At 64.1% G+C, this 23108-nt stretch carries 16 protein-coding genes and 2 pseudogenes; all 18 read right to left on the bottom strand.

Annotated elements, in window-relative coordinates; genetic code table 11:
* Positions 1–49: 49 nt before the first annotated feature.
* The 18 genes and pseudogenes from recN to V1283_RS02555 all read right to left on the bottom strand — a co-directional run bounded on the left by recN (position 50) and on the right by V1283_RS02555 (position 23093).
* Positions 50–1723, bottom strand: a complete 1674-nt coding sequence (gene recN / locus V1283_RS02635) for a DNA repair protein RecN (protein ID WP_334384887.1) — start codon at positions 1721–1723, stop codon at positions 50–52.
* Positions 1724–1736: 13 nt separating this feature from the next.
* Positions 1737–2669, bottom strand: coding sequence for an outer membrane protein assembly factor BamD (locus V1283_RS02630; protein ID WP_334384886.1), 933 nt, complete (start codon positions 2667–2669; stop codon positions 1737–1739).
* 319 nt (positions 2670–2988) lie between these two features.
* Positions 2989–3948: a UDP-3-O-acyl-N-acetylglucosamine deacetylase gene (gene lpxC, locus V1283_RS02625; RefSeq protein WP_334384885.1), complete on the bottom strand. Its 960-nt coding sequence runs from the start codon at positions 3946–3948 to the stop codon at positions 2989–2991.
* Between the two features lie 352 nt (positions 3949–4300).
* Entirely contained in the window at positions 4301–6085 is a 1785-nt protein-coding gene (ftsZ, locus tag V1283_RS02620) for a cell division protein FtsZ (protein ID WP_334384884.1), read from the bottom strand.
* A 90-nt stretch (positions 6086–6175) separates the two neighbouring features.
* Positions 6176–7495 carry a cell division protein FtsA gene (ftsA, locus tag V1283_RS02615; RefSeq protein ID WP_334384883.1) on the bottom strand — a complete coding sequence of 440 codons (1320 nt, stop codon included), beginning with the start codon at positions 7493–7495 and terminating at the stop codon, positions 6176–6178.
* Positions 7492–8478 (bottom strand): cell division protein FtsQ/DivIB, encoded by a 987-nt coding sequence (locus V1283_RS02610; RefSeq protein WP_334384882.1) that lies wholly within the window; start codon positions 8476–8478, stop codon positions 7492–7494. Before V1283_RS02610 ends, ftsA begins: the two co-directional genes overlap by 4 nt.
* Before the next feature lie 89 nt (positions 8479–8567).
* A pseudogene (locus tag V1283_RS44550) lies at positions 8568–8702 on the bottom strand (D-alanine--D-alanine ligase); the annotation flags it as partial.
* An 84-nt stretch (positions 8703–8786) separates the two neighbouring features.
* Positions 8787–9779, bottom strand: a complete 993-nt coding sequence (locus V1283_RS02605) for a D-alanine--D-alanine ligase family protein (RefSeq protein ID WP_334384881.1) — start codon at positions 9777–9779, stop codon at positions 8787–8789.
* 127 nt (positions 9780–9906) lie between these two features.
* Positions 9907–10827: a UDP-N-acetylmuramate dehydrogenase gene (gene murB, locus V1283_RS02600; protein ID WP_334384880.1), complete on the bottom strand. Its 921-nt coding sequence runs from the start codon at positions 10825–10827 to the stop codon at positions 9907–9909.
* Between the two features lie 2 nt (positions 10828–10829).
* A complete protein-coding gene (murC, locus tag V1283_RS02595) occupies positions 10830–12233 on the bottom strand; it encodes a UDP-N-acetylmuramate--L-alanine ligase (protein WP_334384879.1) in 1404 nt (467 codons plus the stop codon).
* A 219-nt stretch (positions 12234–12452) separates the two neighbouring features.
* Positions 12453–13556, bottom strand: coding sequence for an undecaprenyldiphospho-muramoylpentapeptide beta-N-acetylglucosaminyltransferase (gene murG, locus V1283_RS02590; protein ID WP_334392937.1), 1104 nt, complete (start codon positions 13554–13556; stop codon positions 12453–12455).
* Between the two features lie 128 nt (positions 13557–13684).
* Complete coding sequence (gene ftsW / locus V1283_RS02585; RefSeq protein WP_334384878.1) at positions 13685–14836, bottom strand: putative lipid II flippase FtsW; 1152 nt, start codon at positions 14834–14836, stop codon at positions 13685–13687.
* A gap of 92 nt (positions 14837–14928) precedes the next feature.
* Complete coding sequence (locus tag V1283_RS02580; protein WP_334384877.1) at positions 14929–15654, bottom strand: hypothetical protein; 726 nt, start codon at positions 15652–15654, stop codon at positions 14929–14931.
* Positions 15655–15934: 280 nt separating this feature from the next.
* On the bottom strand, positions 15935–17383 hold the full coding sequence (locus V1283_RS02575; protein WP_334384876.1) for a DUF5107 domain-containing protein: 1449 nt from the start codon (positions 17381–17383) through the stop codon (positions 15935–15937).
* Positions 17384–17447: 64 nt separating this feature from the next.
* A complete protein-coding gene (murD, locus tag V1283_RS02570) occupies positions 17448–18848 on the bottom strand; it encodes a UDP-N-acetylmuramoyl-L-alanine--D-glutamate ligase (RefSeq protein ID WP_334384875.1) in 1401 nt (466 codons plus the stop codon).
* Between the two features lie 112 nt (positions 18849–18960).
* Entirely contained in the window at positions 18961–20067 is a 1107-nt protein-coding gene (mraY, locus tag V1283_RS02565; RefSeq protein WP_334384874.1) for a phospho-N-acetylmuramoyl-pentapeptide-transferase, read from the bottom strand.
* Between the two features lie 185 nt (positions 20068–20252).
* A pseudogene (locus tag V1283_RS02560) lies at positions 20253–21636 on the bottom strand (UDP-N-acetylmuramoyl-tripeptide--D-alanyl-D-alanine ligase).
* Positions 21633–23093 (bottom strand): UDP-N-acetylmuramoyl-L-alanyl-D-glutamate--2,6-diaminopimelate ligase, encoded by a 1461-nt coding sequence (locus V1283_RS02555; protein ID WP_334384873.1) that lies wholly within the window; start codon positions 23091–23093, stop codon positions 21633–21635. Before V1283_RS02555 ends, V1283_RS02560 begins: the two are co-directional and overlap by 4 nt.
* Between the last annotated feature and the right edge of the window lie 15 nt (positions 23094–23108).

Genomic DNA, 23108 nt, shown 5'->3' with positions numbered 1-23108 from the left:
GAGATTCCGGGTTCGATGCTTCGCATCGCCCCGGAATGACGATTGAGACCTAAGCCGTCGCCGCGCGCAACAGCCGTTCCGCCGCCGCGCGCGCTTCCGCGGTGATCTCCGCACCCGCCAGCATGCGGGCGATTTCCTCGCGGCGGTGGTCGGCGGCGAGCGCGTTGACGCGGGTAGCCACGCGCTTGCCCTTGTCGAGCGCGTCCTTGGAAATGAGCAAATGCTGGTTCGCCCTTGCCGCGACCTGCGGCGCATGCGTCACCGCCATGACCTGGACCTGGCCGGCCAGCCGCGAAAGCCGCGCGCCGATCGCGTCCGCCACCGCACCGCCGACGCCGGTATCGATTTCGTCGAACACCAGCGTAGGCGCTGAACCGCGGTCGGACAGCACCACCTTGAGCGCCAGCAGGAAGCGCGACAGCTCGCCGCCGGAAGCAACCTTCATCAGCGGGCCTGCCTTGGTGCCCGGATTGGTCTGCACCCAGAACTCGACGCGGTCGATGCCCTGCGGCCCCGGCGAGTTCGCGTCGGTTTCGACCTGCGTCATGAATTTTGCGCGCTCGAGTTTCAGCGGCGCAAGTTCAGCGTTCACCGCCTTGTTGAGCTTCTCGGCGGACTTGTTGCGGGCCTCAGACAGCTTCGTCGCCGCCGCGCCGTAGCGCTGGTCGGCCTCGTTGGCGGCCGCTTCCAGCTTCTTCAACTGATCGGCGCCGGCATCGATCAGCGCGACGTCGGAGACGAATTTGGCCGCGAGCGCCGCCAGCCCGTCGACCGGCGTCGAATATTTGCGCGAGGCGGCGCGCAGCGCAAACAGCCGCTCCTCGATGCGCTCCAGCTCGGCCGGGTCGAAATCGGCCGCGACCAGGGCTGCACTCAGATGCTGGTCGGCCTCTTCCAGCGCGTTGATCGCGATATCGATCGCCTTCACCGCCGGCTCAACCAGCGCAGGCGAATTGGCGGCGCGGCGTTCGAGGCGGCGTACCGCGGCAGCCAGCGCCGGCACCGGCGAATGCGGACCGCCGACGGCCTCCTGCGCTTCGCGGAGGTCGCTGGCGATCTTCTCGCCCTGCATCATGGTGGTGCGGCGTCCGGCGAGGGCCGTCTCCTCGCCGTCCTTCGGCTTCAGGGCTTTGAGTTCGTCGGCGGCGTGGCGCAGATAGTCCGCCTCGCGCGCGGCGCGTTCCATGCTGGCGCGGTGCGCGTCGAGCGCTTGATTGGCGGTGCGCCGCGCCTCCCAGAGCGTTTCCACTGCCGCGACCTCTTTCTCCAGCCCGGCAAAGGCGTCGAGCAACTGGCGGTGCGTCGAGGCGTCGACCAGCGCGCGCTCGTCGTGCTGGCCGTGAATCTCGACCAGCGCCGCGCCCACGGCTTTCAGGGTCTGCACGCTGATTGACTGGTCGTTGACGAAGGCGCGGGTGCGGCCGTCGGCGAGTTGGACGCGGCGCAGAATCATTTCCCCGGTATCGTCGAGGCCGTTCTCGGACAGGATCCTCGCGGCCGGATGGCCCTTGGGGACATCGAAGGTGGCCGTCACCTGGCCCTGCTCCGCGCCATGGCGAACCAGGCCCGAATCGCCGCGGCCGCCGAGCGCCAGCGCGAAGGCATCGAGCAGGATGGATTTGCCCGCGCCGGTCTCGCCGGTCAGCACCGCCAGCCCACGGGAGAATTCGATATCGAGCCGTTCGATCAGGACGATGTCACGGATCGACAGACGCGCCAGCATGCGAAGATTATTCCTAACCGCGATCCGTATTCATCAAGGAACCGAGACCCATCTTCTTGAAGGCCCTGGAAATATAGGAACCCTTGTTCTCGTTCGGCTCGAGACCACCCGACTTTACAAGATTATAGGCGTCCTTGTACCAGCGGCTGTCAGGAAAATTGTGCCCAAGCACGGCCGCCGCCGTCTGCGCCTCGCCGACGATGCCGATCGCCATATAGGCCTCGGTAAGACGGAACAGCGCTTCCTCGACATGGCGCGTGGTCTGATAGCGGGTGACCACGGTCTTGAAGCGATTGATGGCCGGGGTGAAGTCGCGCTTATCCAAATAATAGCGGCCGACATCCAATTCCTTGCCGGCGAGTTGGTCGCGGGCGCCTTCGAGCTTGGCCTTGGCGGAGGTCGCATATTCGGAAGTCGGGTACTTGCGAATCACCTCTTCCAGCGCCGCGATCGCCTTTTCGGTGCGGCCCTGGTCGCGGGAGATGTCCGGGATCTGGTCGTAATGCGAGGCCGCGATCAGATATTGCGCGTAAGCCGCGTCAGCGCTGCCGGGATGCAGGGTGACGTAACGGGTCGCAGCGCCGATGCAGCTGTCATAGTCGCCTTGGTTGTAGAAGGAATAGGCCGACATCAGCAGCGATTTGCGCGCCCAGTCCGAATAGGGATGCTGGCGATCGACTTCCTCGAATTTCTTCGACGCCGCCTTGTTATCCTTGCGCTGATTCATCAGATACAAGCCCTCATTGTAGAGCTTGTCCGCCGGTTCCTCGTTGAAGGTATCGTCCTTGGCGGTGAACTTGTCCCAGAGTGCGCCGGTGCCGCATCCGCTCAAGGGAATGGCGAGCGTAATCAGGCCCGCCGCCAGCCGCAGCGACCGTCCGGCGCCGGCGAGTCCGGAAAGCCCGGATAATTTGCGTGGTTCAAGCGTCATACGCTGTGCCGACATTGAATCTGTGACCTGACGCCTTTGATGCGGTGGATGACTGAGCCCGCCCGTCCATGAACCGCGGTCATGGATGCCATATTCCCCGTGCCCAATACGTTTGGTACCCAATTCTTCAAGGACTCATGGCGCTTGTCGTGTGACCGCGAGCCTCTGTAGCCGAAAAATGGCCCTCAACCAACCGAATACGCAGCCAATTCGCCCGGATTAAGGCGGCTGGATGGCAGCGTTACCAATTGTGGATACTACGGAAAGTGTTCCTGTACGGCACAAGAAGCCCCGGCCTTTCACAGCCAAAGTCAGGACAATTCACCAGCGAAAGTCAGGAAACGTCCGGACCATAGGCGGGGGCGATCAAGCCGCCCACCATGCCCGCGCCGGCCTCGACATAGCCGCGGGGACGGCGTGCCGGTTCGGCCTCGACCACCCGCCACGCGCTGCGATCGGCCAGCAGGGCCGTCAGCACGGCGTGGTTCAGCTTGTGGCCGCCACGCACCGAGCGGTAGGCGCCGAGCAGCGGCAAACCAGCCAGGGTAAGGTCACCAACCGCGTCCAGCGCCTTGTGGCGGGCGCATTCATCACTGAAGCGCAGCCCTTCGGTGTTGAGCAGCCGGGCGTCGTCAAGCACCACCGTATTCTCAAACGAGGCGCCGCGCGCAAAACCAGCGCTCCAGAGCCGCGCCACGTCATTCATGAAGCCAAACGTCCGGGCGCGGGAAACCTCGCGGCGGAAGCTTTCGGGGTTAAGATCGAGCGAGAAATTCTGGCGGCCGATCACCGGATTGGCGAAGTCAATCTCGACCTCGACACGGAACCCGCCTGCATGCGGGCGCAGCTCGCCGAAGCTATCGCCGATCGCGACCTGCACCGGCTTCAAGATCTGAATGAACCGGCGGGAGGCCGACTGGGAGACAATGCCGGCCTGATCGATGGCGGCAACGAAGGCTGCCGCGCTGCCGTCCATGATCGGAACTTCGGGACCGTCGACTTCGATGATGGCGTTATCGACGCCCATGCCGCGCAGGGCAGCGAGCACATGCTCGGCCGTGGAAACCAGCGGGCCTTCGCGGTCGCCGAGAACGGTAGCAAGATCGGTGGCGGTGACGGATTCAGCGAGGGCGGGAACTTCGCGGTCGGCCTCATCAAGACCGGTGCGGACAAAAATAAAACCCGCATCTACAGGAGCAGGTCCAAGCGTCAGGCTGACAGGTAAACCGGAATGAACGCCAACGCCCGTTACGGTGGCTTGCGACCGAAGCGTGGTTTGGCGGCTGAATTTCATCGATAACTGCCCACTACCCTGACTTAACCTAAAGACAGGAACCGCGCGGAAGTAGCGATTCGCGTTCTAGGCATCCCCAAGTCACGGCAGACCATAGTCATTTCCCAAAGCTCGCCAACTCACGCTTCTTTACGGATTGTTACCCTATCTCTGCCGCAATCGCGCCAAGGGTTAACCCAATTCCGGCATGGCGGGAGGCCATTTCAGCTGTGATATCCGACCACGGAATGAATAATTAATCATTTAAAATCAGTTGGTTGACCAACCCGCTGAAGCCCGGCACCGAGCATAAGCAAAGGGCCCCGGCTGGAACAGCCGGGGCCCTTTGGATCACCTGGATTGTAACAAAAGCTCAGTTGGCCTGGCGTCGGAGGAAGGCCGGGATATCAAGATGGTCGTCGCCCTGTGGCGCCGGGGCAACAGGTGCCGGCCGGCCATGGACGTCCAAACCTTGCGGGGCCGGGCGTTTTGCGTACTCTGATACCGGATCCTGATTCGCGGTACGCTGCGGCTTGCGATCGGGCACCGGCGGCAGCGGCGCCATCGCAGGCCCGGAGGCGCGGGCCGCGATCGGCGGCTCGGACTCTTCGTCGCGGCGGCCGAGGCCGACATTGGCGAGCCGCTGCAACAGTGAGAGCTTGGACTTCTGCGGGTGCTCTTCCTCAGGCTCCCCGCGGGCCTGCCGAATTTCGGCCTGAGCCGGCATCGGGAGATCCTCGAACTTCGGCATCCGCGGCGAGCGGGCCGGCGCCCGTTCGGCCGCCTGCGGGATGAAGGTTTCGGGTGTCGCAGGCTCGGGCTCGACGCGGGCGGCCCCGTTATGGTCCGGGAACAGGGTCGGCTTCTGCGCGATCGGGCGGACCGTGACGTCACCATAGGAGGCCGGCTGGATCGGAGCCTGTTGCGGCGTCTCAACGGCCGCTGCGATCGCAGCGAGCGCTGCACGCTCGACATTGCTGGACGAACGTTGCGCCGGGGGGTGCGCGGGGGCCGGAGCAACGGCCTGCGCCGCGGCCGCCGGCTCGAGCTTCTGGGCGCGTTCGGCCAGGCGCGCATTGTCGGCGCGAAGACGGGCGGTCAGTTCGGCCAGACGGTTGTCGGGCGAAGACGTGCCGGTGGCGGTGGCAGTGGTCGTGACCGCCGGGGCGGTGGCGGCATTGCGCGCGATCTGCGCCTGCTCGATGCCCGTGGCGACGACGGAAACGCGGATGATGCCGTCGAGCGTTTCGTCGAAGGTGGCGCCGACGATGATGTTGGCGTCCTGGTCCACTTCCTCGCGAATCCGGGTGGCGGCCTCGTCGACTTCGAACAGGGTGAGGTCCTTGCCGCCGGTGATCGAGATCAACAGGCCGCGGGCGCCCTTCATCGAAGAGTCGTCGATCAGCGGATTGGCGATCGCAGCTTCGGCGGCGGTCAGCGCCCGCTTGTCGCCGGTCGCCTCGCCGGTGCCCATCATCGCCTTGCCCATCTCCCTCATCACCGCCCTCACGTCGGCGAAGTCGAGGTTGATCAGGCCTTCCTTGACCATCAGGTCGGTGATGCATGCGACGCCCGAATAGAGCACCTGGTCGGCCATCGCGAAGGCGTCGGCGAAGGTGGTCTTTTCGTTGGCGACCCGGAACAGGTTCTGGTTCGGGATGATCAAGAGCGTATCGACCACCTTGTGCAGTTCGGCGATGCCGGACTCGGCGGTGCGCATGCGGCGCATGCCCTCGAAGTGGAACGGCTTGGTCACGACGCCGACGGTGAGGATGCCCATTTCGCGCGCGGTCTTGGCGATGACGGGCGCTGCGCCAGTGCCGGTGCCACCGCCCATGCCGGCGGTGACGAACACCATGTTGGCGCCAGTCAGATGGTCGCGAAGCTCGTCGATGACTTCCTGCGCCGCCGCCGCGCCGACATCAGGCTGGGACCCCGCGCCGAGGCCCTGCGTCACCTGCGTGCCCATCTGCACGATGCGCTGCGCCTTCGACATGGTCAGCGCCTGCGCATCGGTGTTGGCGACGACGAAATCGACGCCCTGCAGCCCGGCAGTGATCATGTTGTTGACGGCATTGCCGCCTGCTCCACCGACGCCGAAGACGGTAATCCGCGGTTTCAGCTCGCTGATGTCAGGGGGGGTCAGATTGAGTGCCATGGTTGCCTCTCGATTACGACGCGCGCGTTGGTTCGCCCCGGCCGGCGGCCGCGGGATTTGGTGAAAATCGTTTGGTTACTGGATCGGTCATCAGAAGCCCTCGCGAAGCCATCGTCCGACCTTTCCGAAATAGCCGTCAGTCCCTGTCCTGAGCTGCCGCGTATGCCGCGGTTCGACGTGTTCCAGATGAGCGTATTGCGGATAGACCAGGAGGCCGGTCGGCACCGCGAACGAGGCGCTCTTGGCCTCGCTTGGCAGCCGGCCGAAGCCGAGCGGACGGCCGATCCTGACCGGCCGGTTAAGAATCCGGGTGGCGAGTTCGACCGTCCCGGTCAACTGGGAGGCACCGCCGCTCAAGACAACCCGCGCCCGCGGCTCTGCCGCAAAGGGGGAATCCGCGAGCCGGTCCCGGACCATTTCAAAAATCTCCTCGGCGCGATGCCGGACGATGTTCGCGATCGTGGCGCGCGAGACGATCTGCGGCGCGTCGTGTTCCTCCCCTGCGGTCGGAACAGACATCAACTCGCGCGCGTCGGACCCGCCGGTCAGCACGGTCCCATATAAAGTCTTGATTCGCTCGGCATCCGCAATGCATGCGCCGACGCCGCGTGCAAGATCCATGGTCACGTGCTGCCCGCCGAGCGCAAATCCGCTGGAATGAACGAAGCGGCCGGCGGAATAGGTCGCAATCGTGGTCGATCCGGCGCCCATTTCGACCACGGCGGCGCCGAGATCGGCCTCGTCGTCGGTCAGCACGGACAGGCCCGCGACATAAGGACTCGCCGCCATGGCCTCGACATTGAGATGGCAGCGCTCGACCACCAGCATCAGGTTGCGGGCCACCGTCGCATCCGCCGTCACCACGTTCATGTCGACGCCGAACTGCCGGGCCACCATGCCGCGGGGGTCGCGGATGCCCTTGACGCCATCCAGCGCGTAGCCGACCGGCAGCGCATGCAGCACCGTACGGCCCTCGCCGGTGGCGTGGCGCATGCCGGTGGAGGTCACCCGGGTAACATCATCGGCGGTAACCGCGCCGCCCCTGATATCTGCGGCAGCCTCGACCAGGGCGCCTTGCAGCCGGCCGCCGGAAACCGACAGCAATACTGACTCAACGCGGACCCTGGCCATGCGCTCAGCCAGCGCCACGGCCTGGCGCACCGCCTGCTCGCATTCGGCGAGATCGACCACCCCGCCGGCCTTGACGCCGCGCGACTGGATCTGGCTGTAGCCGATCAATTCCACCGCATGGGTGCGGCCGCGCAGCGCGTCGCTCGCCGGCGACGGCTTCAGCCGCGCGATCATGCATGCGATCTTGCTGGTGCCGACATCGAGCGACGCCACCAGGGCCGTGCGCTTGTGGTCGACAGGACGCGTCTTCGGGGTCTGGTTGCCATTGAGGCCGGTCATGCGTCACCGGCCTTTTTCTTGGGTTTCTTGTCCTTGAACAGTTCTTCGCGGGCCTTGGCCGCGTCCTCCGACAATTGCACCGTGAACCGGTCCGGCAGGCGCATGTCGATGGCGACGATGTCGCGCGAGAACAGCCGGTCCTCCTTGTCGAGCTTGCTCAACATGGCAAGCGCATTGCCGACGTCGTTTTCCGGCAGGCGGATGTCAAGGCCGTCCTTCAGCCGCAAATTCCAGCGCCGTTCGCCGACGAAGATCGCAGCCTTGGTCGCTGAGCGAACCTGCGGATAGCGGTCCAGAAGGGCAAGGAAGTCGCGGGCCTTGACGTCGGCGCCCTTGCCCACCACCAGCGGCAACGCCGTGAAACGGCGCGACACATAGGGCTCCAGCACCACACCGTCATCCGATATCACGGACAGCCGGCCGTCCTGCTGCCACAGCGCGAACGCCGTACGCTCGACAATGTCGATCTGCAGTTGACCGGGATAAAGTTTCAGGATGGTCGCATCTGCGATCCACGGATTGGCCTTCAGCCTGTCGCGCACGGTGGCGGCGTCGAGAAACAACAGCGAGGAGCGGCCATTGACGCCGCCGACCGCGAGCACCTCGTCCTGGCTCAAATGCTTGCGGCCGTTGATGGCGACGGTGGTGATGCGGAAGCCGGCCGAATTGGCCAGCGCGTTGCGGGTATCGCTGACCGCGGCCATAAATGCGTCGAAGTGACCGCCCTTGACGATGCCAAAGCCGGCACTGCCGAGCAGCATCAGCACGGTCAAGGCGACGCCTGCGCGGTTCGGAAGGTAACGTTCGACCAGCAGGACCAGGCGATTCGTCGGCTCGCGATCGATCACGGGTCTGGCCGGCACGCGGGCGCGACGGCCCAGCCGCTCGCGCAGCAGCACGACCGCTCCAATAGCGGCCGCCTTCAGGTCAGCTTGGGGCCCCAGCGATCTCACCGACCGAGCGAGGCGTCCTGCACCATCCATTGCACGAGCCTGTCCAAGTGTTGTTCCCGCAAGCTTTTTTGCGAGTCCTGGCTCAGATGACGTCTCGGCCGTGCCGGAAGTGCTGATCTGAAGTCGGAACAGCGCACGCCCCGGCAGCCAAGCGCCACATGCGCCGCCAGCGTTAACCTTCGTTCTTCCTGGTAAACAAAGTGTAAATTCGGGGGGCTGCGGACGCGCTTTGGTGCGTCTTTTGAGTGGTTTGCCGGACAATTCTTAGGATTTTAGCAATAATTCTCGTGGCGAGGTTAGTTCCGGGTTAACGGCCTGTTAACGGCCCGACCGGCCGGTCAAACCCGTTCCCGGCTGCGCCGTTCGGCGAGCGCGATCTGGTCGCGCAGAAAATCCGGGAATTCGATCCCCTGCGCCTTGAGCGCCTTCGGGTAGAGCGATGCCGCGGTCAGGCCCGGCAGCGTGTTGGTTTCCAGATAAACCAGCCCCTTCGCCGAGACGATGAAGTCGGTCCGGGAATAGCCGCTGCAGGACAACGCTTTGTGCGCCCGCAGCGCCTGATCCTTCAGTTGCGCAGCAATTTCCGGAGAAAAGCGCCCCGGGCAGATTTCCTGAGTCGATTTGAGCAGATATTTGGCCGCGTAGTCGAAGGCGCCCTCGCCCGGGACAATCTCGATCGGCGGAAGCGACATCAACGCGCCATCCGATTGCTCCAGCACGCCGCAGGTTGCTTCCACGCCCGCGACGAACGGCTCGATCAGATATTCTTCGGTCCTGGCGGCGTTGCGGACCGCGACGAGGTCCTGCTTCGCATTGACAAAGATCAGGCCATAGCTCGATCCGTCTCGCGCCGGCTTTGCGATCAGCCTGCCGTATTCGGCAAACGCCGCATCAAGGTTCTCCAGAGCTACGTCGGCTGGGGCCGCGACACCTGCAATCGCCGCAAACCGTTTCGCCGCGGCCTTGTCGAAGGCGAGGTTCGACGACGCCGAGCCGGAGCCGGTGAAGGGAATGCCGCGCAGTTCGCACATCGCCTGCAGTTCGCCGTTCTCGGCCCGGCCGCCGTGCAGGCCGAGCACCAGCACGCGGTCCTCGGACTTCGCCTTGTCGAGCGCGGCTTCGAACGGCAGGCCGCGGTTGCCGGGTTTGAATTCATCCTCGAAGGGACGCGAATGCCCGAGCAGTTTCTGCGACGCGACCTCATGCACGGTATCGGCAACGTCCCAGAACCAGAGGTCGGCGTCGGGCAAGGCGCGATGCAGCGCCTGCGCGCTCGCGACCGAGACCAGCCGCTCCTTGTTGGTGCCGCCGAAGAGAATGGTCGTCCGCATCAGCCTTGCTGCCTCGCAATTTTGTCATTCCGGGGCGATGCGAAGCATCGAACCCGGAATCTCGAGATTCCCCGATGCGCAATTGCGCATCTGAGGTCTGCTCCTACGGAGCATCCCGGAATGACGATTAGACCGGAATCCCGATCCGCTTGATTTCCCAGTGTAGCTCGATTCCAGAATTCGCTTTAACCCGCTCCCGCACGGTTTCACCCAGCGTTTCAATATCATGGCCGGTAGCGTTACCGGTGTTGATGAGGAAATTGCAGTGCATTTCCGAGACCTGCGCGCCACCGACACGCAAGCCGCGGCAGCCGGCGGCGTCGATCAGTTTCCAGGCGCTGTTGCCGGGCGGATTCTTGAAGGTCGATCCTCCGGTCTTTTCGCGAATCGGCTGAGCGGTTTCGCGGTGGGTCTGCACCTCATTCATCCGCGCGCGAATGGTTTCAGGATCCGCGATCGCGCCGCGAAAGCGCGCCGAGGTGAAAATGACCGAAGCGTCGACGCCGCTGTTGCGATAGACGAACTTCATGTCGGCATTGCCAAAGACATGTTTGGTGCCGTCGCGGCCGATGCCGGTTGCTTCGACCAGCACGTCCTTGGTCTCGCTGCCATTGGCGCCGGCATTCATCCGCAGCGCGCCGCCGATGGTGCCGGGGATGCCGAAGAAGAATTCCATGCCGCCGATATTGGCGGCTGACGCGGTCTCCGCCACGCGCTTGTCGAGCGCGGCCGTGCCCGCGCTGACGATATCGCCGGAAGCCAAGGTCTCACCAAACGCCCGCGGCGACAGGCGGATCACCACGCCTTCCATGCCGCCGTCGCGCACGATCAGGTTGGAGCCGACACCAACGACATAGACCGGTAGTTCCTTCGGAAGCAACTTTAAGAAGTACGCAAGATCGTCCTCATCCGCCGGCGTGAACAGCACCTGCGCCGGCCCGCCGACGCGAAACCACGTCAACTCCGCCAGCGACTGATTCGCCAGCAGCCGCCCGCGCAACTGCGGCATGGCGGCTTTGAGGTCGGGCGTGATGTCGGGGAAGGTCACGGCTAACCCAACGCCTTCAGTTCGCCGGGCAAGGCGTAGGCCCATTGCGTGATATTGCCGGCCCCCAGGCAGACGACGAGATCGCCGGGACCGGCGAGGCCGTGAACCACCTTGGCGAGTTCGCCCGCGTTCGGTAGTGGGATCACCTCGCGATGGCCGTGGGCGCGCAGGCCCGTGACAAAATGATCGCGGTCGATGCCTTCGATCGGCGCCTCGCCGGCCGGATAGACCTCGGCGACCACGACCGCATCGGCATCATTGAAGCAGGTGCAGAATTCCTCGAACAGCGATTGCAGGCGGGTGAAGCGGTGCGGCTGCACCACGGCAACGACCTTGCCGTTGGTGGATTCACGCGCCGCTTTAAGGACGGCGGCTATCTCGACCGGGTGATGGCCGTAATCGTCGATCACGGTAACGCCGTTCCACTCGCCGGTCCGGGTGAAGCGCCGCTTGACGCCACCAAAACCTGCGATCGCCTTTCGGATCGCCTCGTCGGACATGCCGAGCTCATGCGCCACCGCGATCGCCGCCGTCGCATTCGACGCGTTATGCCGGCCCGGCATCGGCAGCATGATGTCTGATATCTCGTGCGTGGCGTCGGTCTTGCGGTTGCGGAACACGACCTTGAATGTCGAGCCACCGCCGGTCGGCGTCAGGTCGACCAGACGTACGTCGGCCTGCGGGTTCTCGCCATAGGTGATGATGCGGCGGTCCTCGATCTTGCCGACGAGGGTCTGCACCACGGGATGATCGGTGCACATCACGGCAAAGCCGTAGAACGGCACGTTCTCGACGAAATTGCGGAATGCTTCCTGGATCGCCTCGAACGTCTTGAAGTGATCGAGATGTTCGGGATCGATGTTGGTGACGATCACGACATCGGACGGCAGCTTCAGGAACGTGCCGTCGCTCTCGTCCGCCTCGACCACCATCCAGTCGCCCGCGCCCAGCCGCGCGTTGGAACCATAGGCATTGATGATACCGCCATTGATCACGGTCGGATCGAGACCGCCGGCATCGAGCAGCGTCGCCACCATCGTCGTCGTGGTGGTCTTGCCATGGGTGCCGGCAATCGCGACGCAGCTTTTCAGCCGCATCAGTTCGGCCAGCATTTCGGCCCGGCGCACCACCGGAATACGCTGCGCGCGCGCCGCCACCAATTCGGGATTGTCGCGCTTGATCGCGGTCGAGACCACGACCACGTCGGCGCCGTCGACATTCTCGGCCTTGTGGCCGACCGAGACCTTGACGCCCTTGTCGCGCAGCCGCGCGACATTGCCGCTCTCGGAGGCGTCAGAGCCCTGCACGGTGTAACCGAGATTGACCAGCACCTCGGCGATGCCGCTCATGCCGATACCACCGATCCCGACGAAGTGAATGGGTCCAATCTCGCGCGGCAGTCTCATGAAGCATCCTTAAATCGTCATCATCCGCGAAAAGCGGATGATCCAGTACTCCGCGAAGCCGAGGCACAAATCAGGCGCCGCAGCGTACTGGATGCCCCGCTTTCGCGTGGCATGACAAGGGGCTTTTTCGTCATTCCGGGGCGATGCGCCAGCATCGAACCCGGAATCTCGAGATTCCGGATCAGTCCGCTTCGCGTCCTGTCCGGAATGACGCAGGCGTCAGATTCCGGCGGTTTTCATCACCAGATCGGCCAGCCGTTCGGCGGCGTCGAGCCGGCCCACCCTGCGGGCGGCTGATGCCATCGCGGTCAGCCGCGTGGGTTCGGCGGCAAGAGCGGAGATTTCCGCTGCCAGCCGGTCGGACGTGAATTCGGCCTGCGGAATTCGTAAAGCCCCGTCCACTTGGGCCAGCACGCCGGCATTGGCGAACTGGTCCTGGTCGATCGCGCCGGGCAACGGCACCAGGATCGAGGGTCGGCCGATCGCGGCGAGTTCCGCCACCGTGCCGGCGCCGGAGCGCGAGATCACGAGATGGCTGGATGCCAGCCGCGCCGGCAGGTCGCTGAAGAACGGCGCAAGTTCGGCATTGATCCTGCGCCGCTCATAGATCGAGCGCACCCGCCCCATGTCTTCCTTGCGCACCTGCTGAGTCAGAATCAGGCGACTCCACAGCATCGGCTCCAGCTTTTCGATTGCGCCCGGCACGATATCGCTCATGACCCGCGCGCCCTGGCTGCCGCCGACCACCAGCAGGCGCAGCGGCCCGTTCGGCTCGGGAGATGCGAACGGCACGGCGGCGGCAGTGAGGATCGCGGGCCGCATCGGCGTGCCGACGGTCACCGTCTTGCCCGCGAGATCGGGATCGCGATCGAGCACGCCCGGCAGCGAGGTGGCAATTGCGTTGACGCGGCGAGAGAGAAAGCGGTTGGCGCGACCGAGCACGGCATTGGCGTCGTGAATGATGCCGGGCACGCCGAGCAGCCTTGCCGCCATCAGCGGCGGCAGCGTCGGATAGCCGCCAAAGCCGACCACGGCAGCAGGTTTTAGCCGCCGCACCAGCCTGGCGGCAACCAGCGTGCCGTAACCGAGCATGTAAGCGGTGCGCAAAAGCGACATCAGCGAACGGCCGCGCACGGTCTCGCTCGGCACCACGTCGATATTGTCCCTGGTGAACAGACCACTGTAGCGCAGTGCGCGGGCGTCGGTGGCGAGACGCACACGCAGGCCGCGTTTGATGAGCTCGACGCCGAGTGCTTCGGCGGGAAACAGATGACCGCCGGTGCCGCCCGCGGCGAGTAGAATGAGAGGCGCGTTGTCCATGATTTCAAATAGCCGACGCGGCGGCGCTAGTCACGCCCCATGGCGTTTCGAGCGAAGCGGATACCGGTTCGCGTCAAGAAACGCGTCAAAAAAGCGACAGAGCCTGGTTCTGATTCCGTCAGAATCGATGTCTACGCATACCCGCGCGACACGCCGGCCGCGTTCATCGATTCCACTTCGGTACGGGGACGCTGCCGCGTCAGCGCCAGCATCATGCCGACGCCATAGGCCAGCGAGATGATCGACGAGCCGCCATAGGAGATGAAGGGCAGCGTCATGCCCTTGGCGGGAATCAGTTGCAGATTGACCGCCATGTTGATCGCGGCCTGTACGCCGAACAGGATCGCAAGCCCCGACGCCGCAAAGCGCGCGAACATATCCTCGTTCGAATAGGCGCGCGTCAGCGTCCGGATCACGACGAAGGCGAACAGCGAAAGCAGCGCCAGGCACAGGATGATGCCGAACTCTTCGGCCGCCACCGCGAACACGAAGTCGGTATGGCTGTCCGGCAGGCTGCGTTTTGCAATCCCCTCGCCGGGTCCGAGGCCAAACCAGCCGCCGTTCCAGAATGCCTCCATCGCCATGTCGACCTGAAAGGTGTCGCCGGAGGCCGGGTTCATGAAGCGCTTGATACGGCCCGCGACGTGCGGGACCAGAAGATACGCGCCGAACAAACCGAGGCCCGCGACGCCAGCAAGGCCGGCCACCCAGACCATCCGCATGCCTGCGATGAAGAACAGCGCGCCCCACACCATCAGGATCAGCATGGTCTGGCCGAAATCCGGCTCCATCACCAGGAGCGCCACCAGCGTCAGCAGCAGCACGATCGCCATCGACGTCGCCGGCATTTCCGGCCGCTTGGTTGATTCCGCAAACAGCCACGCCGCCATCACGACAAAGGCGGGCTTTGCGGATTCGGAGGCCTGGATGTTGACGCCAAGCAACGTGATCCAGCGCCGCGAGCCCTTCACTTCGGCGCCGAAGACAAGCGTCGCCACGATCAAAAGAATGCTCACCACGAAGACCAGCAGCGCGAGGCGGCGGATCTGCTTCGGCGACAGGAACGATACCGCGATCAGCACCATGAAGGACGGCAGCAGGAACAGCACGTGCCGGCCGAAGAAATGGAAGGGATCGAGCCCGATCCGCGTCGCTACCGGCGGGCTCGCCGCCAGCGACAGGATCACGCCGCCCAGCATCAGCGCCATGATCGCGCCGAGCAGCAGCTTATCCACGGTCCACCACCAGTCCGAAAACGGCGTGCGTTGGTCACGGTGGAGCATGGGCGTCCCCAAAATGGCAGAGGTAGCGCCCATTGGTGGCGCAGGATGGTTTATGGGGGGTTAATGAGAAGGTAACAAATTAGATTGGGACGTCATCCCGCCGGAGACGAAGGGACATTCACAGGCCCGCCCCGCGCGATCAGCCTGGGATACATCTCAACGCCGCTGGGCATCTTGCTGATCACCTCGCCGCCGTTCTGCTGTGTCAGGGTGAAGATCGCATAGGCGAAGATATGTACCCGCACATCGAGATTGGCGATGGAGACAATCACGTGATCCGGCTTCGGGCGATAACGATGGAATAGGACCCCTACTCGGAACGGATTCTGCCAGTTCGTCACGGGGCCTGAAAGCTGTAGGTCAACACTGAGCGCTCGGCTAAGCATTCTGGCACAACGCACTGCCGACCAGGGCACCGAAAGGCCGGAGCGATGGTCGCGCAAGCCTTCGGCGGTGATCTCAAGGACGGGACCGTTACGTATCGCATCCCACCAGCAGGTAAGCGCCGCCCCCGTAAAGCTTACACCCGTGAACAGCGAAAGGGGCAGGACCACGAGGAAGATAACGCCATCCAACAGGGAGAGGCTTACGCCCGATGTACCAAGCAAGATCGCCACAGACAAAATGCCAGACAACGCGCCGATCAGAAAGCTAAGCAGGCCGAGCCAGAAATTCTTGGGCCCGTGCGGCCAAGCGACGATCGGCAAAGGCACCGTGATGGGCGGAGGGACCGGGTTGCTCAACTTGAGTTCACCGGGAATCACGACCGTCTCGGTTGTGGTCGCACTCTCGCTCAAGGACGTCATCGTCTTCAGCACCTTTCCTGATCGAAGGTGGTCCGGCCGAAAATCAACCGTACCGAACTACATCTTAAGGTTTTATGATATCTGTCACGACGATTGCCTACATCGGCGCGCGAGGCGCGCGCAGGAAAATGCCGCTGGTGATCCTGCCGATCCCGGCCATTGGCCCAAAAGCAAAAGCGGAAACCCCGCCAAATCCGAAAGACGCCCCCAATCCGACGATCGCGTGCCCATCGACAACGAGCGCAAGATAGCCGCAGCCGCTTTGGGGCGCCGGGGAATCAGAAACGGCAATCTATTTTATCTTTGTCTCGGCCGCGATCAGCTCTTTACCTTCCGCGGTCGTGATCGTCAGCCGCACCTGATCATCATTGCCGCCGGCAGGAGCCCCTACGGAAATGCGATTTCCGTTTTTCGGGTCGGCTGTCACGGCGTCGTTGAACAATATCGCGTCGCCGCGTGTCAACGTGACGCGCAACGGCGTGGCCGGTTCGACACTGAAGAACTGAAGGTTCACGCCCGATGCCGCGGCTGAAAAATTGATCAGGATATTCTCGTTCGCATCCGTTACGTTGCTCATGCCGACGGTCGGGCTGTAGGTCTCCGGAATAGACACGTCACCCCGCGCGGGAAGTTTTGCGCGGTGGAAAAACTGATCCGACACGCCGGCCCACAATTCGACGTAAGGCCGCGCTTCGTTCGGGTCCTTGCGTGCGTCGGTTTCGTTCGTGAACGACGGATATCCCCACGTCCACATCTTCAAACCCCGCGTGACTGTATTGTCGGCGATGCGGATGATCCCCTCTTCGTTATCGTGGTTGATCACACCCCAGAAGTTTCCGCCCTGCATATCGGGCGCCGCGTACGCGATGCCCATCGTCGCCCAGTTCCTGAAGTGGCGCAGTTTTTCGAAACGGCTCTTGCCCGGGCTTAAGCTCTCATCGCCGCCGGACAGACTCGCCGACCAGGCGGGCGTGCTGTAGGCCTGGATCGGCGCGATGATTTCGGCGCCGCCGGTCGTCTTGGGATTGTTCGGGTCCGATCCCGGCGCCAGCGTCGTGCACGTCCAGTACTCGTAATCGATCGTCTGGGCTTGCGGATTTTTCAGCACCACGCGCGCATCGAGCGCGGCGCGATCGGCTTTCAGCGTGACATGGTAAGTCGCTTCGATGCCCGTCGAACCCTTGAGGAACTGCTTTGGCGCGGCGGAATACGCGAAATCGTCCTTGAGCGACATCGACACCGTCACCTCGTCGGCACTCTGCTTCACGACCTTGAAATCCCACGGCTTCAGCCACGTCCTGCCATGCTCGGGATCCGGGAAGGTGGGGAAGATGCCGCCATACACCATCAGCCAGTCGTAATAAAAATTACCGGCCGTCATCCCGTAAGGCACGCCTACTTCGGTGCGGTAAAGTTGTTCGTGGCCGGTCGGTTTGTAAATGATGGAAAGAATGCGCCCGCCGAATTCGGGCACGAGCGTTACCTTCAGATAACGATTCTCGAGCACGTGGGTCTTGAACGTGCGATCGACGATGGTCTTCTTGTCGAGCGACCCGCTGACGAATCCGTTCTCCGCAGAGGTCGCGTACTTGACGGTGCTCCACGAAATCGTCGACTCGCTGAGAGACACCCTGTCGGGCACCGGCGACGCCGCATCTGCGACGGCATCAAGCGCAAAGGTCGCCGAAAGGACTGCAACCGCGAAACAGACACGGACGCGTGAGGGAGCATGAACTGTCATTTACGACACCCTCGAATGAGCCGTATGCAGGATGGGTAGAGCCCATCCTAGCCGATCCGCATCTTCACACCACCGGCTTCACACCCGGCAGCGCCGTCACCAGATCGCGGAACTTGGCGCCGCGGATTTCGAAATTGCGGTACTGGTCGAACGAGGCGCAGGCGGGCGACAGCAGCACGACCGGATCGGCGATCCCCGAGGCTTCCGCGTCGCGCGCGGCGTTGGCGACGGCGACATCGATCGTTTCGGAAATCTCGTGCGGCACGCGCTCACCCAGCGTGCCTGCAAACTCCTGCGCCGCTTCGCCGATCAAATAGGCTTTTCGGATGCGCGGAAAGTATTCGGCGAGGCCGGCAATGCCGCCCTGCTTCGGCTTGCCGCCGGCGATCCAGAAGATATCGGCGAACGACGACAGCGCGTGCGCGGCGGCGTCGGCGTTGGTGCCCTTGGAGTCGTTGACGAACAGCACGTTGCCGCGGCGGCCGACCTGCTCCATGCGATGCGCGAGGCCCGGGAAGCTGCGCAGGCCGTTTTGCAACGTATCGATCGAGATGCCCATCGCCAGCGCGCAGGCCGACGCGCAGGCCGCGTTCTGTGCATTGTGCAGCCCGCGCAGCGAACCGATACCGCCCAATCTCGCAATCTCGCGGCGCGCGCCGCCGGAGGCCTGCACGATGGTCTCGCGCTCGACATAGATCCCGTCTGGCAGCGGGTTCTTCACGGAGATCCGCACCACGCGCCTGCCGGCCTGGTCGAGCCGGTCGGCGATGCTGCGGCACCAGCCGTCATCGACGCCGACAATGGACGTGCCCTGCGGCTGCACGCCGGCGACCAGCCGCGCCTTGACGGCGGCGTAATGCTCCAGCGTGCCGTGGCGGTCGATATGGTCTTCGCTGACATTCAGGAGAATTCCCACCGACGGGTCGAGCGAGGGCGCCAGATCGATCTGGTAGGACGACATCTCGATCACATGCACCCGCCCCATCCGTGGCGGCTCCAGCGAGAGGATCGCGGTGCCGATATTGCCGCCCATCTGGGTGTCGTAGCCTGCCACCTTCATCAGATGCGCGATCAGCGCGGTCGTGGTCGACTTGCCGTTGGTGCCGGTGATGGCGACGAACGGCGCGTCGGGCGCATGACGGCGGCGCTCGCGGCAGAACAGCTCGATGTCGCCGATCACCTCACAGCCGGCCTGCCGCGCCATCAGCACCGACCAATGCGGCGCCGGATGCGTCAGCGGCGCGCCGGGCGTCAAAATCAGCGCCGAAAAATTCGACCACGACACCGTGCGCAGATCGGCGGTGGTGAAACCGGCCTGCGCTGCCTTGGCGACATTGTCGGCACTGTCGTCACCGGCGATCACTTCCGCGCCGCCGGCCTTCAGCGCGTGGCAGCTCGCAAGACCCGAGCCGCCGAGGCCGAACACGGCGACCGTCTTGCCCGCAAAGGAAGTGACGGGGATCATGATGCCTCCACGGTCATTCCGGGGCGATGCGCCAGCATCGAACCCGGAATCTCGAGGTTCCGGATTGCCGCTTTGCGGCCTCCGGAACGACAGTGGCGGGGTCGCACGATCGTCACCGCAGTTTCAGCGTGGAGAGGCCGGCGAGCGCCAGCATCACCGAGATGATCCAGAACCGGATCACGATCTGCGGTTCGGTCCAGCCCTTTTGCTCGAAATGATGATGCAGCGGCGCCATCCGGAACACGCGTTTGCCCGTCATCTTGAACGAGGCGACCTGCACGATCACGGAGACGGCTTCCAGCACGAACAATCCGCCGATCACGGCCAGCACGATCTCGTGCTTCACGGCCACCGCGGTCGCGCCGAGCATGCCGCCGAGCGCGAGCGAGCCGGTGTCGCCCATGAAGATCGATGCCGGCGGTGCGTTGAACCAGAGGAACCCGAGTCCGGCGCCGAGCACCGCGCCGCACAGCACCGCGAGTTCGCCAGTGCCGGCCACATATCTGATCTGCAGGTAGTCCGAGAAGACCGCGTTACCCGTCAAATACGAGATCATGCCGAAGCTGGCGGCGGCGATCATGACCGGCACGATCGCAAGCCCGTCGAGGCCGTCGGTCAGGTTCACCGCGTTGCCGGCGCCGACGATGACGAACGCGCCGAAGATCACGAAGAACCAGCCGAAATTGATCACCACGTCTTTCAGGAAGGGTATCGCAAGCGACGTCGATGTCGCATCGCGGCCGAGCCGCACCAGCGCGTAGCAGGCCACGAGCGCAATCACCGCTTCGATCAACAGCCGCAGCTTGCCGGCGAACCCGCTGTGGCTCTGCTTGGTCACCTTCAGATAGTCGTCGTAAAATCCGACGAAGCCGAAGCCGAGCGTCACCGCAAGCACGATCCAGACGTAGGGGTTGAGTGGATTGGCCCACAGCAGCGTCGACACCACGAGGCCTGACAGGATCATCAGCCCGCCCATCGTCGGCGTGCCCTTCTTGGAGATCAGATGCGATTGCGGGCCGTCGGTGCGGATCGGCTGGCCCTTGCCTTGCCGCAGCCGCAGATGATCGATGATCCAGGGCCCGAACAGGAATACGAAAAGCGCGCCGGTCACCATCGCCCCGCCGGTGCGGAAGGTGATGTAGCGAAACACGTTGAACAAGCCACGGAAGATGCCAAAACCGGGAACGGTGTTGGAAAGCTCGATCAGCCAGTAAAACATTCAAAAGGCCCTATCACGCGGCTTGGTTGCGCCGTCTTTGGCGGGAAGCGCTCTCCGGGAACGCGTTCGTTCCGGCCAACGCCTTGATAATCGTTTTCATCCTCAAACCAAGCAAATCTTGGTCACGCATGGGGTATTGACGAATCGTCTCTCGCGGACGCAACGGGCCGTCAGGTGCGGCCAGTTTACGCCTTTGCCTGCAGGGCGGCCAGCAGCCTCGGCACAAACTTGTTCACCCAGAACATCTTTTTGCTGCCCTTGACGACCACCACATCCCCGTCCCGCAGCAATGCGGCGATTTCCTGGGGATCGAGCGTGGCCGGGTCTGCATGCCAGCCAAGCGCCCGCTCCGCCGGGACGAGATCGTATAAGTGCCGCATCAGCGGGCCGACGCAGTAAATGCCGTCGATTCCGGCCAAGTCCTTCGCGAGCTTCGTGTGATAGGCGGGCGCATCAGCGCCCAGTTCCAGCATGTCGCCGAGAATGGCGATGCGCCGGCCGGCCTTCACCGGCCGCGCCTTCAGGCTGCCGAGCGCGGCCACCATGCTGGCCGGATTGCCGTTGAAACTGTCGTCGATCAGGGTGACGCCATGGGCCGCCTGCTCGACACCGCGGCCGGTCATGATGCCGACATGGTCGAGTTCTTTCGCCAGCGCCGCGGGTTCGAGCCCGGCGGCTTGGATGGACGCCAGCGCGGCAAGCCCGTTCTGCAGGCGATGCGGTGCACCGGGTGTCAGGCTGAATTCGATCGGCTTGCCGTTCACCTGCACGGCGACATCCCAACTCTCACCCCGAGCAGTGTGTTTCAACGCCCGCACCTCTGATTCCTCGCCGAAGCGCACCACCTTGCCGTTCCATTCCGGCGCATCGACATCGTGAGGCAACACCAGCACGCCGTCCTTTGGCAGCCCTTGCGCGATGCTCACCTTCTCGCGCCGGATCGCTTCCAGGCTGCCGAGCTTTTCCAGATGCACCGGCTGCACGTTTACGACAAGCGCGACCGTAGGCCTCGTCAATTCGCTGAGCCGCGCGATTTCGCCTGATTGGTTCATGCCCATTTCGACGACCCACACGCTCGCCTTGGGGCTGGCGTTGCACAGCGTCAGCGGCACGCCCCAGAAATTATTGAAACTGCTCGGGCTGGCATAGGCGGCAGGGTACGCAGCGAGGAATTCCTTGGTGCTGGTCTTGCCGGCGCTGCCGGTCAAGCCGATCACGGGGCCCTTGAACCGTGCCCGCGCCGCACGCGCAAGCCGCCACAGGCCATCGATCAGCGTGTCCTTGACGACCAGTTGCGGAACGCCGATGCCGGCGATCCGATGCGGGAACGATCATCGCGACCGCACCGGCGGCTTGCGCCTTGTCGGCGAATTCCCAGCCGTCGCGCGCGCTGGCGAAGCTGGAGATGAAGCCGCCGCTCGGCGTGCCGCTCAACGCCACGAACAGGCATCCCGGTTTTACAAGGCGGCTGTCCTGCGTGACGAAATCGATCGGCGTGCCGGCAAATTCCCCCGATAGCCCGAGCGCCTGCGCGACTTCGGCAATGGTCCACAATGGCGTCGTGCTCATGCCACCCTCGCTGCGAGCGCGGCGGCCACCGCCTCATGATCGCTGAACGATAAAACCTTGTCGCCGACGATCTGGCCGGTCTCGTGCCCCTTGCCGGCAATCAAGAGCGCATCGCCGGGCTGCAGCGCCTCGATGCCGGCCCTGATCGCTTCAGCGCGATCGCCGATGTCGCGGGCGCCCTTCGCTGCCGCCAGAATGGCGGCGCGGATTGTTTCCGGATTCTCGCTGCGCGGATTGTCGTCGGTGACGATGACATCATCGGCATTCTCGGCCGCGATCGCACCCATGATCGGGCGCTTGCCGGCATCGCGATCACCGCCGGCGCCGAAGATCACAACCAGCTTGCGCTTGGCGTAGGGCCGCAGCGCCTGCAGCGCCTTCGCCAGCGCATCCGGCTTGTGCGCGTAATCGACGAAGATCGGCGCGCCATTGTGTTCGCCGACCCGCTCCAGCCGCCCTTTGGCGCCTTCGAGGTGTTCGAGCACAGCAAGCACGGCGGCCGGCTCGCTGCCGGTGCCGATCGCAAGCCCCGCGGCGACAAGTGCGTTCTCGATCTGAAATTCACCGACCAGCGGCAGCTTGATCGTTTGCTTGCGTCCGCGATGTTCGAGCGTGAGCTTTTGCGCAAAACCTTCGATCTCAGCTTCGACAAGACGAATGCCCTCGCCTGCTCCGTCACCGTTGCGGCCGACGGCAATGATCCGCAGGGATCGTGACCGTGCCGCGTCGATCACTTCCTGCGAGCACTCATGATCGGCCGAGATCACTGCCGCGCCGCCCGGCGCGACGAGATCGCGGAACAGCCGCAGCTTGGCGGCGAGGTAGTGCGCGACGTCAGGGTGATAGTCCATGTGATCGCGCGTGAGGTTGGTGAAGCCGCCGGCGGCGATGCGCACGCCATCGAGGCGGAACTGGTCGAGCCCGTGCGAGGACGCCTCGAAGGCGAGATGCGTCACGCCCTCGCCCGCGATTTCGTCGAGCTGCCGGTGCAGCGCGATCGGGTCCGGCGTCGTCAGCGAGCCGTACACCGTGCGCTTCGGCGAAACGAGACCGATGGTGCCGATGCTGGCCGCGGCATGGCCGAGCCGTTCCCAGATCTGGCGCGTAAATGCGCCGACCGACGTCTTGCCGCTGGTCCCGGTCACCGCCGCTGTTGTCGCGGGTTGCCGCGGGTAGAATCTCGCCGCCGCCAGCGCCAGCGCGCGGCGCGGATTTGGCGTGACGACAAAGGGCACACGGCCCTCGACCTGCGGCGCGTGGTCTCCGGCTATCGCAACGGCCCCTGACGCAATCGCGGAATCGATGAAGCGCGAACCGTCGGTCTTGCTGCCTGCCAGCGCGAAGAACAGGTCGCCCGGCGTGACGGCGCGGCTGTCGACCGCAAGGCCTTTCACATCAACAGCTTCCGCTTGCGGTCCGATCGCAGCGTCATTGCTGAAGAGGTCGCGTAGTTTCATCTTCTTCCAGTCCGG

This window comes from Bradyrhizobium sp. AZCC 2262 (assembly GCF_036924535.1).
Taxonomy (GTDB): Bacteria; Pseudomonadota; Alphaproteobacteria; order Rhizobiales; family Xanthobacteraceae; genus Bradyrhizobium.
Note: the sequence above shows the minus strand (reverse complement) of the source record. Positions and strands in the feature narration are given on the sequence as shown.